Origin of the sequence: Mesorhizobium sp. STM 4661 (assembly GCF_000359125.1) — a bacterium.
Classification (GTDB): domain Bacteria; phylum Pseudomonadota; class Alphaproteobacteria; order Rhizobiales; family Rhizobiaceae; genus Mesorhizobium.
In genome coordinates, this window is record NZ_CAAF010000064.1 from 14,555 (window position 1) to 28,782 (window position 14,228).

At 59.3% G+C, this 14,228-nt stretch carries 15 protein-coding genes; 9 read left to right on the top strand and 6 right to left on the bottom strand.

Features of this window, described 5'->3' with window-relative positions; genetic code table 11:
- Positions 1-87: 87 nt before the first annotated feature.
- The 5 genes from MESS4_RS20960 to MESS4_RS20980 form a co-directional block, all read right to left on the bottom strand.
- A complete protein-coding gene (locus tag MESS4_RS20960) occupies positions 88-1,203 on the bottom strand; it encodes an HlyD family secretion protein (protein WP_006335261.1) in 1,116 nt (371 codons plus the stop codon).
- 4 nt (positions 1,204-1,207) lie between these two features.
- Positions 1,208-1,528: a DUF3302 domain-containing protein gene (locus MESS4_RS20965; protein ID WP_006335262.1), complete on the bottom strand. Its 321-nt coding sequence runs from the start codon at positions 1,526-1,528 to the stop codon at positions 1,208-1,210.
- Positions 1,529-1,621: 93 nt separating this feature from the next.
- On the bottom strand, positions 1,622-3,103 hold the full coding sequence (locus tag MESS4_RS20970; RefSeq protein WP_006335263.1) for a DUF1254 domain-containing protein: 1,482 nt from the start codon (positions 3,101-3,103) through the stop codon (positions 1,622-1,624).
- Between the two features lie 35 nt (positions 3,104-3,138).
- The gene (locus tag MESS4_RS20975) at positions 3,139-4,701 is read right to left on the bottom strand and encodes a DUF1254 domain-containing protein (RefSeq protein ID WP_006335264.1); all 1,563 of its coding nucleotides are present in this window, start codon (positions 4,699-4,701) and stop codon (positions 3,139-3,141) included.
- Positions 4,702-4,737: 36 nt separating this feature from the next.
- Complete coding sequence (locus MESS4_RS20980) at positions 4,738-6,060, bottom strand: DUF1254 domain-containing protein (RefSeq protein WP_244441178.1); 1,323 nt, start codon at positions 6,058-6,060, stop codon at positions 4,738-4,740.
- Positions 6,061-6,097: 37 nt separating this feature from the next.
- Here MESS4_RS20980 and MESS4_RS34690 point away from each other — a divergent pair, with 37 nt between their 5' ends.
- Entirely contained in the window at positions 6,098-6,391 is a 294-nt protein-coding gene (locus MESS4_RS34690) for a hypothetical protein (protein ID WP_006335266.1), read from the top strand.
- 294 nt (positions 6,392-6,685) lie between these two features.
- Here MESS4_RS34690 and MESS4_RS20985 read toward each other — a convergent pair whose 3' ends face one another.
- Entirely contained in the window at positions 6,686-8,470 is a 1,785-nt protein-coding gene (locus MESS4_RS20985; RefSeq protein WP_244441179.1) for a hypothetical protein, read from the bottom strand.
- A gap of 247 nt (positions 8,471-8,717) precedes the next feature.
- Here MESS4_RS20985 and MESS4_RS20990 point away from each other — a divergent pair, with 247 nt between their 5' ends.
- From MESS4_RS20990 to MESS4_RS21025, 8 genes are all read left to right on the top strand, one after another.
- The gene (locus tag MESS4_RS20990; protein ID WP_006335269.1) at positions 8,718-9,026 is read left to right on the top strand and encodes a hypothetical protein; all 309 of its coding nucleotides are present in this window, start codon (positions 8,718-8,720) and stop codon (positions 9,024-9,026) included.
- Between the two features lie 70 nt (positions 9,027-9,096).
- The gene (locus tag MESS4_RS20995) at positions 9,097-9,882 is read left to right on the top strand and encodes a hypothetical protein (protein WP_085987826.1); all 786 of its coding nucleotides are present in this window, start codon (positions 9,097-9,099) and stop codon (positions 9,880-9,882) included.
- A gap of 153 nt (positions 9,883-10,035) precedes the next feature.
- Positions 10,036-10,803 carry a DUF2092 domain-containing protein gene (locus MESS4_RS21000; protein WP_244441180.1) on the top strand — a complete coding sequence of 256 codons (768 nt, stop codon included), beginning with the start codon at positions 10,036-10,038 and terminating at the stop codon, positions 10,801-10,803.
- Complete coding sequence (locus MESS4_RS21005) at positions 10,800-11,135, top strand: hypothetical protein (protein WP_006335272.1); 336 nt, start codon at positions 10,800-10,802, stop codon at positions 11,133-11,135. The genes MESS4_RS21000 and MESS4_RS21005 overlap by 4 nt, the downstream gene beginning before the upstream one ends.
- 64 nt (positions 11,136-11,199) lie before the next feature.
- Positions 11,200-12,000 carry a hypothetical protein gene (locus MESS4_RS21010; protein ID WP_006335273.1) on the top strand — a complete coding sequence of 267 codons (801 nt, stop codon included), beginning with the start codon at positions 11,200-11,202 and terminating at the stop codon, positions 11,998-12,000.
- A 187-nt stretch (positions 12,001-12,187) separates the two neighbouring features.
- The gene (locus MESS4_RS21015) at positions 12,188-13,156 is read left to right on the top strand and encodes a glycine betaine ABC transporter substrate-binding protein (RefSeq protein ID WP_006335274.1); all 969 of its coding nucleotides are present in this window, start codon (positions 12,188-12,190) and stop codon (positions 13,154-13,156) included.
- Between the two features lie 102 nt (positions 13,157-13,258).
- Positions 13,259-13,876, top strand: coding sequence for a L,D-transpeptidase (locus MESS4_RS21020; protein ID WP_157385639.1), 618 nt, complete (start codon positions 13,259-13,261; stop codon positions 13,874-13,876).
- 24 nt (positions 13,877-13,900) lie between these two features.
- Entirely contained in the window at positions 13,901-14,227 is a 327-nt protein-coding gene (locus MESS4_RS21025; protein ID WP_006335283.1) for a hypothetical protein, read from the top strand.
- Position 14,228 lies beyond the last annotated feature (1 nt).

Genomic DNA, 14,228 nt, shown 5'->3' on the forward strand with positions numbered 1-14,228 from the left:
TTCGATTGCTCCGGATTGGCCCGCACCGTAGTGACCGAACCGCCATTATGCGGCATGAAAGGCCAGAGGCCATTCCAGGACGACCAGCTAGACAATATAGTTCATCCAACTTTTCATGCGCAGCAGGATGCGCCGAACAACCGCCACCGAGGCCATATGCGTGCTGTATACGGCGACCTGCGCTGTCGATCCAGCAGGGAGCTGGTAAGCCGAAACATCGTCAGTAATATCGATACCGACTAGAGCGAGACCCTGTGTCTGTCCGCGATCCTCTGGATTGAGGAGGGTGGGGCTTGCCTGCAACTGACCCTGCGAAACCGCATCGACAACCTGGCTGACCTTGCCCTGAAATACTTTCCCTGGGATAGCGTCGAATGCGATCTCCGCTTCTGCGCCTAGCATCAGGCGTTGAACGACAGTTTGCGGAAAGGCTGCTGCGAAAACCCTGTCGCCCTCATGAATGAAAATCAAGGCCGGTGCTGTTCCTGCCATCATGCCGGGGCGGAGGAAGAGCTGGGTTACATAGCCAGCTGTTGGTGCCCTCACCACGGTTTGATCGAGGTCGTATTTGGCGTTGCCTAGATCGGCCGTCAGTCTGGCGACCGTCGTGTTTATGCCGCCGATTTCGGATGCAAAGGCTAATTGAGCTCGCTCCAGCGCCGCCCTACTTTCTGCCAGTGATTGGTTTGCGGCCTCGAGGTTGTGAGACGCCGTGTCGACAGTAGCCTGCGCAATTACCTTTTTTTCCAGCAATTGCGCCTGACGATCGAATGTCTGCTGGGCCAGTTCAACCTGCGTCTCAGCTTTCGCAACGCCGGCGCTGGCCTGATCCTGCGTCGACTTGAGCTGCTTGACACCTTGCTCTGCTTCCGCGACAGCCGCTTCCTTCTGTGCGACGACGAATTTGTAAGGTTCCGGATCAATCCTGAACAGGACGTCCCCCGCCTTGAGAGCTACGTTCGGTTCAACCGGAACCTCGACCACGCGGCCTTTCACTTCGGGGATGATAGGGGTCGTGAAGAAATAGAGGCGTGCTTGCGTTGTAAAGGGGTGATTGTAGTTCATGGTCGCCAGCAGGCCGCCCACAACCAACACACCTCCTAGGCATGCTGTGGTCGCCGTCCATTTGTTGACGGGCAGACGCAGGAACTTGAAAACTACAACGCAGATCGCTGCGTAGCCAAGGAGCAGGAGCGCGCCCATAGTGTCACCTCACGTGCTGCTGCGCGCGTTCAAGCGCTGAGAGCCGTTTATCGATTTGTGAGATTTCGGCGGAGTTTTCTGAGACTGCGGTCGTTGAAACGCCCCAGCCGCGATCTGGGTGGTAAAGGATCGCCCAGATCCATAGGAAGGGCCACAGCGCACCCAAGGTGAAGAGGCTGACCCAGGTTGCTGCACCGATGGCGTCCTGGTGTGGGTGATTGCGGGCCTTGGCGATTTCGTAGGGGATTGCCCAAACGGCAACCGCACCGTAGGCGACCAGCAAAAGCACAATGATCAGGGTAATGAGCGCGACAGTATTGAGCATCGTTGTCTCCGCGTGAGGCAATATGCGCCCGCTACGGCGCCAGGCTCCATGTGTTTCGAACTGGGGCTCCAGCGCTGTTCAAGGGCCTCGGCCTCACTGCACCAACTCGACATCCGGCAAGGTCCATGTCCCTGCGAACAAGGGCGCGGTGGGGCTGTAGAAGCGAAAGAACGGATAAAAGCCCTTGCCGGGAACTGTCTCGATCCAGTTGCTTTCCGAGCCCGCGGGGGCGCTTCCGGCGGGGCCGAAGTAGAGGTCGACCGAACCGTCGGCGTTGGCTTTGAGCTTTTCGTTGCCCGAGCGGGCCGAGTCGTTGCCGGCGTTCTGGATCATCGAGCGGGTTTCGGTGTCGTACAGCGTCAGCGACCAGAAGGCCAATGCCGGGACATTTGCGGGCACGTGCAGCCGGTAGGACTTGCTGCCGTCGAAGTGATTGCCGTCCTTGTCCTTGAATGCCTGGATATACTGCGCGCCGGGGCCGGCTTTCTTAACGCCGATGGCGGGCGACATGTAGATCGCGCCGTAGAAATAGTGCAGCCGTTCGTCGAGTTGGGTGTACGTGTCGGTCTCCTGATCCGCCTTCATGAGCACGACCCAGTGCCAGTTCTTGCCGAGAAAGGTCGTGGCGCCGCTGATGCGTTGGTCGGCATTGAAGAGCAGGTTTCGCGCCATCGCGTGCCCGACCTTGGCGGCGTCCACGAGGATGGTCGTTTGACGCGCATCGGGCTGGAACGGCTTGCCCTTCTCGATGCCCAAGGGCTTGAGCATGGCCATGAAGAAGCGATCACGCTCGTGAACCGGGTTGTTGTTGATGAATGCGGAGAGCCGCGCCCAGTATTCAATGCCGTCCGGCGGAATCGTATCCATCTTAGGCCCCGACATCGAGATCACTTTGTTCGGCTTGGGATTTTTGCGCTCGCTCCACGGGTAGACTTTCATCTGCTTGATGAGCTTCACCGCGGCCGCAATGTCGCCGTTCTGCACGAGACCGCGATTGAGGAGGTTGTAGTTGTTCATCGTGCCATGCAGAACATAGTATCCCTGCTTGGGAACCTTACCCTCGAAACCAGGGGGCAGGAGAAGATACTTTCCCCCTTTACCCTTGTCGGGGCCAGGCAAGCCGACATCGCTGATAGCGCGCTGCCAGAAGTCATCGATCAGGCCGACGGCGGGCCCAGCCGGGATCTCGACGACAACCGGCCCTTTGCTGAGATCGACATTGACCATCCCGTAGATCGTTGTGTCGTTGGCCGTGAGCCAGACGCCCTTGGTGTCGGAGAAGTTGTCGGCGATGACCAGGTCGTTGAGATCGGCGCCCAGATCTCGCTTTACCCCGACCCGGATGGATTCGAACGAAACGGCAGGAAAGGACCACAGGAAGGCCTGAACAGCCCGCTGGAAGTCCAACTCGTCATAAAGCTTTCGCGACGTCTCTTCGGTGGGATAGCCGTGCTCGAACTTGAGCGTGCCGATGCGCGTCTCAACACTATCGGGAACCTGCGCGTGAGCGCCCGCCAGGGTCAGAACGCAGGCGACTGCGGTGGCGATGAGTCCATGCTTGCGGGTCATCTTCATGATCGTGCTCCTGCGACTTGGAATGTGTCGTGCGCTTACTTCACCAACTCGATCTCGCCGGGCCGCCATGTCTTGTCGAACCACGGCTCAAGCGGGCCGTAGAGGCGGAAATAGGTCCACCAACCCTTACCCGGGACCGTCTGGATCCAGTTGGTTTCCTTGCCGTCCGGTGCCGTGGGTCCGAAAAAGAGATCGACCGATCCATCGGCATTGGCAATCAGCTTGTCGCGGCGGCTGTTCCTGCTCGGGAACGGCTGTGATGTCTGCAACTCGGAGCGAGTTTGCGGGTCGTAGACGACAATCGACCAGAAGTCCTTGGCGGGCGCATTGGCGGGAATGTTCAGCTTGTAGTTCTTAGCGCCGTCGAGGAAGTCACCGTGGCTGTCCTTGGCCGAATACATATACTGGGAGCCCAGACCGATCATCTTCTTCACCATGGCGGGCGTGTTGACCGTCGCCTGGTAGAAGAAGAGCGAGCGCGCATCCTGGTTGCGGCTGCCCTGATCGGCTCCAAGCCACTCGTGGCTGCCGCCGACGAAGGTGTAAGTCCATGCGCTCCCCGGATAGACAGCGGCATCCGCGAGGCGTGGCCGGAACACAGTGGCTCTGGCGGTGGCATTGCCGATGGCGACGGCGTCAGTGAGGATCGCCTTCATGCGCGCATCGGGTGCAAACGGCTTGCCCTTTTGGATGCCGATGGAGGCAAACAGACCGCGGAGTTCTGCGTCCGGCATCGTTACCGGTTCGCGGTCAATCACGGTGTGCAGTTCTTCGTAGAATTGGAAGTCGTTGGCGTGGATCGTGTTGAACACCTTTCCCGACGCGCTAATGAACTCCATGGCCGGCGGCTTGTCGGCGCTTGCGAGCGGATAGACCTTGAGGCCGTTCTTGAACAGTTCGGTTGCGGCATCAGGCTTGCCGTCGACAAGGAACCCGCGCAGGATCAGCCAGTTCACATAACTCGGCGACCTGGCGACGAAATACTTCTGCCTATCGACATCAGCCTCCATTCCCCCGACAGGCGGATTTAGAGCGCCCTCGTAATCCGGCGGCAGGATCATATATTTGCCGCCAGCGCCACGGTCGAGACCCGGAGCACCCATGTCCACGACAAAGCGGAAGAAGGCATCGTTGACGGTGCCGGGACCCGTCTTGGGCGGTACCTCCACTACCGTCGGCCCGTCAGTCTTCAGGTCGAGGAACACTGAGAGATAGACGGTCTCGGTGTTGGCGGTCAGGAAGAGTGGATTGGAGTCGGCCAGTTTGTCGAAGATCATGGCCTTGTTGGACGAAGTTGCACCTATTTCGACCATCCCGAGCCTCAGTCCTTCGATCGAGGTCGCGGGAATGCCGTTCAAAAATGTCTCCACGCCCCGCGCCAGGTCGATGAAGTCATAGACCTTTTCAGCGGTCGCTGGGGAAGGCATGCCATCGAAGAAGTCGAGTGTGCCGATGGTGGTCTCGACCTTGGAGGGCGTCATGATCTGGTCAGGTATTTTCTGGTTGTAGCCCGGTGTGTTCTGCGCATATGCGCTCATAACGCTCAGCCCTCCTGCGGCGATTGCGGCAACAATGCCGTGCTTTCGGGTGATCTGCATGACTAGCCTCCCTGTCATCGATAGTGGTCTGGACGGCTACTCAACCAGCTCGAAATCGCTCGGCTTCCAGGTCTTGTCGAACCACGGCTCGAGCGGTCCGTAGAGCCGGAGCAGCGTGTTCCAGCCCTTGCCGGGCATGGTCTGCACCCAGTTGCCTTCGTGGCCGGCGGGTGGCTGTGGGCTGAACCACACCGTCACCGAACCGTCAGCGTCCGCCTTCAGGGCAGGATAAGTGCTGTCGAGACCAGCGGTCGCCTGGTCGGTCTCCAGCATCGAGCGGGTCTGGTTGTCGTAGATCGTAAACGACCAGAACCGGGCGGCGGGGACAGGCGCGGGCATGGTGACCTTGTAGATCTTGCCGCCATCGAAGTAGCGGCCCTGCGAGTCGCGCGCGGCGATGGCATAGGTCGACCCCGTGCCCGGCTTTGCCGCGGTCATCGCCGGCGTGACGCCGGTGGCGTAGTAATGGAACATCGCGCGCGCATCGAGAAGCCGGGCGCCCCCGTCGATGAACTCGTGGCTGCCGCCAATGAACGTCGTGAACCATTGCCGGTCAGGAAAGATCCTGAGGCGCGGGTCGCGCGGTGAGAACAGGATGGCGCGCGCAGTGGCGTTGCCCACGGCAACAGCATCAGTGAGGATCGCCTTCATGCGCGCATCCGGCGCGAAGGGCTTATCCTTCTTGATACCGATGGCGGCAAACAGCCCGGCCGTTTCCGGGTCGAGGAAGTCGGCCGGCTCGTGCTGTACCACCGCATTCAATTCTTCATAGAAATGGAAATCGTTGGCGTGGACCGTGTTGAACTTCACGCCGGAGATGTTGACGAATTTCTGCGCCGGAGGGTTCGCTGCGACCGACAGCGGGTACATCCGCGCGTTGGCCTTGATGCTGGCAACCGCGCCCGCGACGTCACCGTCTTTCACAAAGGCGCGGATGATGAAGAGGTTGCTGTAGGTACGAGGTTTTTGGACGAAGTAGCCTTCGCTCGGCACCGAGCCGGTGTCGCCGGGCGGCACAAGCAGGTATTTGCCACCTTTTCCCTGATCCGGCCCAACAACGCCGAGATCGGTCACGTAACGGAAGTAGGCATCGTCGATCATGCCCAGCGCTCCTGGCGGCACCTCGACAACCATTGGTCCTTCCTTGAGGTCGGCGCAAAACCAGACATAGACCACGGTCGAGTTCGGCGTGAGAAACAAGGCACGGGCGTCCGCCAGGTTCTCGGTAATGCCGATGCCCTCGTTGGGCTTGTACCCGGCTTCCTTGAAGCCTTCGCACAAGGCGTAAACCGAGGTTGCCGGGATGCCCGACAGAAACGTTTCGACGCCGCGCCCCAGGTCGAGGTTGTCGTAGGCCATCTGAACGGTCTTTTCGTCCGGCAGGCCGTCGAAGAATTTGAGCGTTCCGATCCTCGTCGCCACCGTGTTCGGTGTAGTGACAGACTGCGGGACATCGGCCTGGTACTTTGGCGGTGGTTGCTGTGCCGAAGCCCCAGTCGCGCCAAAGCAGGCAAAAATCGCGAACAAGCTTGCGACGCCTCTAGCCAGCGCGCGCCTGAAAGACGTTATCGACATCTCGATCCTCCCGTCCGTCCATTTCGGAAACAGCAAAGCAAATGGCTCTGCGAAGAGCCTCATCCGTCTGGGCGTCGCCCTAAGTGTGGTGGGAGTATCTGTTCTGAACCCATGAGACCGAGAGTAATGCCGCGCGGGCGGCTGTGCCTGATCGACCTCATCTCCCTCCTGCACATTGCGGCGGAAGATGCGCTCGCAACGATCCTAAGACCAGCGAGGGCGATGTAACTTACGCGGGGTATACACACGGCAAAGGCGCTTGACGGCATCAGGCACGGGAGCACTCAGCGGGCTTGTCAGCCTGTCACGGATTGGTGGTAGGGGGTGGCCGCGGGATCCTCGCCCCATGGGGCGCGAGTGGAGTTTTAGCACTCGCCGAAGCTACTACCTTTCGGCCCTATGGGAAGGATCAATCGGCGATCTTCAGCCCGGCTTTCCTCAGCGACCCGATAAAGAACTCGACGTCTTTCTCGCGGCCCAAACGCATGGAGAGTTGATTGCGAATGTCCTTGACCAAATCTGGTTGATTTTGTTCCAACCAGGCACGTTCGCGATCAGCTTCTACTTTCATTCCTGCTTCCCCGTAAAAGGCAGCGCGCAACAAGTGATAGAGCGGGTTCTTGTCAGAAGGCGTCCTGCTGATCCACATAATCGCCTGCGAATAATCCCCGCTGAAATAGGAGCAAAGACCCAGGTCCGCCTGATAGTCGGCGGAGGAACCCGGATTCCGTTGGCGCGCTTCTTCAATCAATGAGCAGCCCTCTGTCCACTTTCCGGACAGCGACAAACGCTCTCCATAGTTGCTCATGAACTCGGTGTCGTTTGGATTGATTGCCAAAGCCTGTTTGCCCACCTGCAACGCCGCTTCGATTTCCCTATTGAAATACAGCGCAAGCATTTCCGCCTGGCGTCCCCGGATGTTGAGAGGGTCAAGGCCTGTGGCCTGCCTTGCCGCCGCCAAGGCGCGCGTGAGCGCCGCTGCCCTCGCAGCGGGATCGGCGGCAAACCCGTACCGATATTGATCAATATAGATTAGCGAAAGCAGACCCCATCCGGTGGCGTAGTTCGGGAAGCGATCGACGGCCGCTTGGAGGCACGCCCGCACCGATGAACGCTTTTCCGGGTCCAGGTCTTCCCGGTATGCATAGTAAGAAAGCGAACAAGAATAGGCGGCCCAATCCTCGGGCGGACTTTCGACCTTGACGTTGGCGTCTGCCTGGAAGATGACGCCATAGGTTTGCGCCAGACTCGTCGATACGTTGCTAGCGATGTCGCTCTGAGCTTTGACAAGCTCTGCGACCTTCATCTGGCCGTCATAGCTGTTCGCCCAAAGAACCGAGCCGTCGGCCTGGTTTTTCAACCTGACGCGTAGGCGGAATGCGTCGGCGGAAAGGTGGACGCTTCCTGCAAGGACGAATCGTGGCGGCGAGACCGATTTATCGCCGTCACTGACGCGCGTCTCCATGACGACGACGTCCTTGAACTTGGAAAGCTGGCTGATAATTTCGTGCTTTAGTCCAGTCGCGATCGCAGCCCCGTTCTGAGTGCCAGTTAGATCGTCGAATTTCTCCACAAGCACGCGGGGTGTCAACGGCGCACTCGACCTGACGGAAGTCCACCACCACGCAAAAACAGATGCTCCGGCCACGAAAAGGGCCAGGACCATGGCCGGCATTAGCAGCGGCGACACCGTCCAGTGCCGTTCAGGTTCGGTAATTTTTGGGGGCACCTGGAGTACTGGAGACTGGGCCGCTGGGATTTGCTCACGGCGCACGAAGTCAGGAACATACCCGCCCTTTGGAATGTTGATGACGATTGGGTCGCTTTGTCCGGATGTCAGGTAGTAGCGCTCGAGCGCGCGTCGAAGGTGGCCGGCCTCGATGCGTACGATCGGATCGGACTGAGGGTCGAAGGCCTCACCGCGACCGAACACTTCGACCGCGATCGAATAGGCCTTGATGCGGTCGCCGCGTCCCGCCAGCGTCTCCTCAACGACGTAGCGAAAAAATCGATGTTCGCGGTCCGTGGCAGCAAAATCTATACTATTTATTATTAGATCAAGTTGGGCGCGGCAATCTAGAAGAAAGGGATCTTCTTCTCTCTCTGTGGTTGTCGCCGGCTGTATCACCGTATCCCTCGCCTGCCCAAATGCCATTTTTGTCGGCTTTTGCTGGGCAACAAAGCACTCCTTCACGCAACTTACATCCCACAGCTAGCTCATGGCAATATGATTCAGCGAAATCAGAGTAATACGGGTGAAGCGGCATTCAAGACGGGGCCTTATCACTCGCCATGGTTGTCCAAGGTTGTACCGCCAGATGCTTTCCTCCAGGTCGCCTTTTGCCCGCTTTTTCCTCGGGCAATTACACACTCCTCCACGTAACTTACATTCCGCCGCAACCTCGCACCAATATAATTCGGCCAGATCATTGAATTGTGTCATGGCCACGCAAAACGGACAGCCCAGAAAACATAGTGCGGCCTCGGCGGTGGTGCGTCGCTTTCCGCAATTCGAACTGACGATCCATCGTCTGATGGATCGGAACGATAGCTTTCGGGACATGTGCGAGGAACTTGCGGACGCGGAGTTTGCGCTTTCGAGGGTCGAGCTGGTCGCGCCGGAATTACGCGAGGCCAGGCGAACGGAATGGCAGGAACTGGTGGATCGGTTGATCGGTGAAGTCGGAGCAGTCGTCCTGGAATCGGAGGCTGCCCGGAGAGCTGGCTTCAATCCCGGGTCGCAGCGCTGAGTATCAGCAATTTGCGTTGTCGAATGGAGGGTTGACTTTGGAAGTTCTGTTCCGCGATCGACACCTGACGATGGCTGTGACGCTGCTCGCGTCGTCGCTCGTCGGCACGGGAGCCCGGGCCGAGGACAGCCAAGACCTTGCCAAGAAGCTGTCCAACCCGATTGCCTCGCTGATCAGCGTGCCGATTCAGTTCAACTACGACAGCGGCTATGGGCCAAACGATGGCGAAAAGGCCTATGTCAACGTTCAGCCGGTCATCCCGTTTACGCTCAACGACGACTGGAACCTGATATCGCGCACCATCGTGCCGATCGCCTGGCAAAATGACATCGCGGGACCGTCCGGCGACCAGTTCGGTCTCGGTGACATATCCGAGAGCCTGTTCTTCTCGCCCTCCAAGCCAACGGCAAGCGGGATCATCTGGGGCATCGGCCCGGTCCTGCTTTTGCCTACGGCGACCGACGCGTTGCTTGGCGGGCAAAAATGGGGAGCGGGACCGACTGCCGTCGTCCTGAAGCAATTCGATGGGTGGACGGTCGGTATGCTGGCCAACCACATCTGGTCGTTTGCCGGCGACAGCGATCGCAACGACATCAACTCCACATTCCTTCAGCCCTTCGTCTCTTACACGACGAAGGATGCCTGGACCTTCACGCTGAACACCGAGAGCACTTACAATTGGGAAGCGCACCAGTGGTCGGTCCCGGTCAACTTCCAGGTCTCGAAGCTGGTGGTCCTCAACAAGCAGCCGATCAGCCTGACAGCGGGCGTGCGCTACTGGGCTGAAAGCCCTGACAGCGGTCCTGACGGTTTCGGCTTCCGCACCGCGATCACGTTCCTCTTTCCGAAGACATGAGACCGGAGGCGAATGGCAGGCCGAAGAATAACCATGTGCCCGACGCCTCAATGGTCGCTTGGCATCGTTTGTAAATGCATCGCAATCACACAGCGGGTGAAGAAGATGAACCGGACCAAGCTTTATTCCAGATTGCCATCGAGACTGCAGCCTATGGGCAGAAGCCTGCTGGCGGCATCCTTGGGATTGGCGCTCTCCTGTGCTCCGGCCTGGAGCCAGAGCCCCATAGACAAGGACGCCAACGACATCCTTGTCGCCTCGATGAATTACTTGAAAGGCCTCAAGGCGTTCAGCGTCGATTACGATACCGACCACGAGATCGTCGACAAGGCCGGCCAGAAGCTCCAGTACAGCGCCTCGGGATCCCTCCTGGCCTCGCGCGGCGAAGGATTTCGAATGACCCGGCAGGGTCCCCTTGCGGATGTCGAGGTCACCTTCGACGGCAAAGTCATCTCGCTTTACGGCAAAACCCTCAATGCCTTCGCCCAGATTGACAGCCCAGGTCCGAGCATCGATGAGGCGGTCGAGGAATTCAGGGTGTCGACAGGACTGGATGCTGCCGGCGCGGACCTGATGTCCTCGGACCCCTATTCGGTCCTCACGGAGGGAGTCACCGAAGGCACACTGGTCGGCGAAGCCTTCATCGGCGGCGAAGTCAGCGATCATTTGGCGTTCCGGACGGACACCGTCGACTGGCAGATCTGGATCCGCCAGGGCGACCAGCCTCTGCCGCTCAAATATGTCATCACCACCAAGTGGGTGACCGGAGCGCCCCAGTACGCCCTAAGGCTCAGCAACTGGAACGTCGCCCCCAAGGTCGACGCCAAGCTGTTTTCTTTCACGCCGCCGGCGGACGCGAAAAAGATTGAACAGATTAATTCGGACGAGACTGGCGAACTGTCTCTGGAGGACGCAGAATGAAAACCCTGACGCAATATCGGAGATTTGCATTGGCCCTGGGCCTCGTCACGGCACTCTTTGTCACTGAAGACGTGGTGGATAATACGCTTGTACCCCTCGGCTCGTTCGTCTCCAGCGCCGAAGCGCGGGTTGGCAGGCCGGCGACGCCTCGCAGCGTTGCCGGCGTTGCCCGTCGCACCACGCGCCGCGTGGTTCGACGGTCCACCGTTTACGTAGCCGCGCTGCCGGCGTCCTGCGTCAGGGTCAACATCAATGGCATGACGCTGTCGCAATGCGGCGGAGTCTATTACCAGCCATACAGCGGTCGTTACGTTGTGGTGTATGTCGATTGATGATTACACTGCTCATCACCAATGACGCCGGCACTGCAAGCCAAACCCGGAAGCGAGCCAGACCATGAAGACCTTCTATCGGACAGTAACTCGCGGCTGTGCCATTCTGTGGCTGCTTTGCCTTGCGCATCCGGCGGCAGCCGCCGATCTGGTTTCACCGGTGACGCCGGAGCTGAAGCCGGTGGAAACCGAACAAGGGTGGACGTACGCTATTGCGCCGTATTTCTGGGCGGCCGGGCTCTCCGGTGACGTGGGGTCGTTCGGTCTCCCCACCGTCGAGGTCGATGCAAACTTCGGCGACATCCTGAAGAATCTGGACTTCGCGGCGATGGCCACCGCCGAGGCACGCTACGACCGTTACAGCATTTTCGGCGACATCCAGTATGTCAAGATATCCGCGGGCAACGGCACACCGAGAGGGGTCGTCGCCACCAGCGTCGATCTTACGTCCGAAACATTCTCTGGTCTGATTGGAGCCGGCTATTCAGTCTTCCAGAGTGAGGCCGGACGGCTCGATCTTGTCGGAGGTATGAAGGTTTGGTCCGTAAACAACGACCTGGACTTCCATGGCGGTATCCTTGACGGCGTCTCTGCCAGCGATGGAAAGACCTGGGTGGATGGGTTGGTCGGCGTTCGCGCGAACTACTCGTTCACGCCCGAAGTCTATCTGACCAGTTGGGGCATGATTGGCGCAGGCGGCGCGAAGGTCGACTGGGACGTCGCAACCGCCCTGGGCTACAGGTTCAACGACCGGGTTTCGGCTGTCGCCGGCTATCGCGCCCTGGGCGTCAACTACGATAAGGACGGCTTTGTGTTCGATGTCGTGCAGCAGGGCCCGATAATGGGTCTGGTCATGCGTTTCTAGGGTGGCGATTGCTGCTGATCCTGGAGACAGCCGGCAAAGTCGACTTTGCGCCGAGAGATGCGGTTCTGCCAGTAGCATACAGTTAGTTACCTTCCTCACGAGAAGGCACTTCTCCAGTCTACCCAAGAGCAATGCTGGGAGACCGGCGCACCGCGGTTCATGTCAGTCCCAAGGCGAGGAGAAGAAAATGGACACTCGATTTCGGCGGTGTCTGCGGAACGTGTCGCTGGCCGCACTGACACTGTTGACAGCATACGCGCCGGCCCATGCAGCCGACCTCCTCATTGCAATGCCGAACTGGCCGTCAGGCCAGGCGGCGGCCAATATCATCAAGTACGGCATAAAGGAGAAACTCAATCTGGACGCCGACGTGCGCGAGATGGGCACCATGACGGCATTCGCCGGAATGGATACCGGCGAGGTCGACGTCTACCCGGAAGTCTGGGTTCCCAACTTCGATTCACTCGTCAAGAAATACGTCGAGGGGAGCAAGACCGTCGACCTCAGCCCGAAGGGTGTACCGGCAACGCAGGGCATCTGCGTTACGCGCGAGACGGCGGACAAATATGGCGTGAAGGATATTTCGGATCTGGCCGATCCGAAAAAGGCATCCGTGTTCGACACCGATGGCGACGGCAAGGGCGAAATATGGATCGGCGCGCTAGGCTGGTCGTCGACGAGCATCGAGAAGATCCGGGCAAAGAGCTACGGCTATGAAAAGACGATGACGCTCCTGCAAATGCCGGAAGATATGGCAATGGCTGCAGTCGACGCCGCCGCGGCAACCGGGCAACCAATCGCCTTCTACTGCTACAGTCCGCATCACATGTTCAGGCTCCATGATCTCGTCCAGTTGACGGAGCCGAAATACGATCCCGCCAAGTGGCACATCGTTATGCCGAGTGACGACCCCGACTGGCTGTCGAAATCGGAGGCGCCGGTGGGGTGGGACGCATCGCATTTCTATATCGGATTTGGGTCCTCGACGGCGAAGCGCCTGCCGAAAGTGGCGGCCTTCCTCTCCAACATCGACTTCACTCCAGAGGAGGTCACGGAGATGAGCTACGCCGTGCAGGTCGATCGACAGGACCCTGCCAAGTACGCACAGACCTGGGTCGCGAAACATCAAGACCGGCTGAACGCCTGGTCGAAATAGGGACAGGGGACGACCATGACCTATTCGCTCGCAAACCGGTCTGCCGCTCCGAAAAGCAATGATCGTAGGGCCGCTGGCCTGGTCGTTGGCACGGTCCTTGTCATGACCGCGATCGGCGCGACATTGGCGTATGCTCAGACGCAGGTATTCGATCCGCAGACGCATAAGTGGGTCGATTACGACAAGAAGAAAGCGCGAAAATACTACGCCGCTCACAAGGAGGTGCCCGAGGCATTTCGCCCGCAGATGGTCAAGTTCCGCACCGCTGAGGTGCCCGGTACGATCATCATCGATGGCAACAAGCATTTTCTCTACCTTGTGCAACCGGGTCAGCAGGCCATGCGCTACGGTATCGGTGTCGGCCGGGAAGGGTTTGGATGGGCCGGCATCGTGCGCGTCGGGCGCATGGCGGAATGGCCGACATGGACGCCTCCGGCCGAAATGGTCGCTCGTGATCCGAATGCCGCGAAATACGCCGCAGGCATGCCGGGAGGGCCCGACAACCCGCTCGGTGCCAGGGCGCTCTATCTATACGAGGGCGATCAGGACACGATCTATCGGATACACGGCACGCCCGAACCATGGACGATCGGGCTGGACGTGTCATCGGGGTGCTTCCGGATGAGGAACGACGACGTCACCGATCTCGCGTCTCGTGTCAGCGTTGGAGCCAAAGTTATCGTCCTCATGCAGGGCGCCGCCCTATACAAGGGCGTGTGAGGCAACGTTTGGGGAGGACCGGCAATGTCGGCAAAAAATGCAGTCAGAAGATCGATCCTGGGCGTTGGCCTCGGATTATTCGCAGGTGCCTTGAGCGGCTGCACCAGCACACCTCCACCTCAGCCAGAACAGATGTCGAGGACCACGGTTGAGACGGCTCCGGCCGACCTCCAGCTTCTTTGCGCCAGCGCAGTCGCGAAGGCGAGCGGCATCGACAGTGCCAAGCTGCTTCCGGTCTCCTCGAGCAAAATCGACTCCAAGACCTATCAGGTCGAACTCGATGCCGGCGGCAAAAAGACAAGCTGCCTGGTGGATACCGACGGCAATGTCAAATCCGTGGAGCCAACCTGAT

Bases quoted from the DNA above. Each gene is read 5' to 3' on its own strand.
- MESS4_RS20980 (WP_244441178.1), bottom strand. From the start codon at position 6,060: ATGGCCTACGACAACCTCGACCTGGGGCGCGGCGTCGAAACGTTTCTG.
- MESS4_RS21020 (WP_157385639.1), top strand. From the start codon at position 13,259: ATGACCGCGATCGGCGCGACATTGGCGTATGCTCAGACGCAGGTATTC.
- MESS4_RS20990 (WP_006335269.1), top strand. From the start codon at position 8,718: ATGGCCACGCAAAACGGACAGCCCAGAAAACATAGTGCGGCCTCGGCG.
- MESS4_RS21000 (WP_244441180.1), top strand. From the start codon at position 10,036: ATGGGCAGAAGCCTGCTGGCGGCATCCTTGGGATTGGCGCTCTCCTGT.
- MESS4_RS20995 (WP_085987826.1), top strand. From the start codon at position 9,097: ATGGCTGTGACGCTGCTCGCGTCGTCGCTCGTCGGCACGGGAGCCCGG.
- MESS4_RS21005 (WP_006335272.1), top strand. From the start codon at position 10,800: ATGAAAACCCTGACGCAATATCGGAGATTTGCATTGGCCCTGGGCCTC.
- MESS4_RS20975 (WP_006335264.1), bottom strand. From the start codon at position 4,701: ATGCAGATCACCCGAAAGCACGGCATTGTTGCCGCAATCGCCGCAGGA.
- MESS4_RS20970 (WP_006335263.1), bottom strand. From the start codon at position 3,103: ATGAAGATGACCCGCAAGCATGGACTCATCGCCACCGCAGTCGCCTGC.
- MESS4_RS21010 (WP_006335273.1), top strand. From the start codon at position 11,200: ATGAAGACCTTCTATCGGACAGTAACTCGCGGCTGTGCCATTCTGTGG.
- MESS4_RS21015 (WP_006335274.1), top strand. From the start codon at position 12,188: ATGGACACTCGATTTCGGCGGTGTCTGCGGAACGTGTCGCTGGCCGCA.
- MESS4_RS20965 (WP_006335262.1), bottom strand. From the start codon at position 1,528: ATGCTCAATACTGTCGCGCTCATTACCCTGATCATTGTGCTTTTGCTG.
- MESS4_RS20960 (WP_006335261.1), bottom strand. From the start codon at position 1,203: ATGGGCGCGCTCCTGCTCCTTGGCTACGCAGCGATCTGCGTTGTAGTT.
- MESS4_RS21025 (WP_006335283.1), top strand. From the start codon at position 13,901: ATGTCGGCAAAAAATGCAGTCAGAAGATCGATCCTGGGCGTTGGCCTC.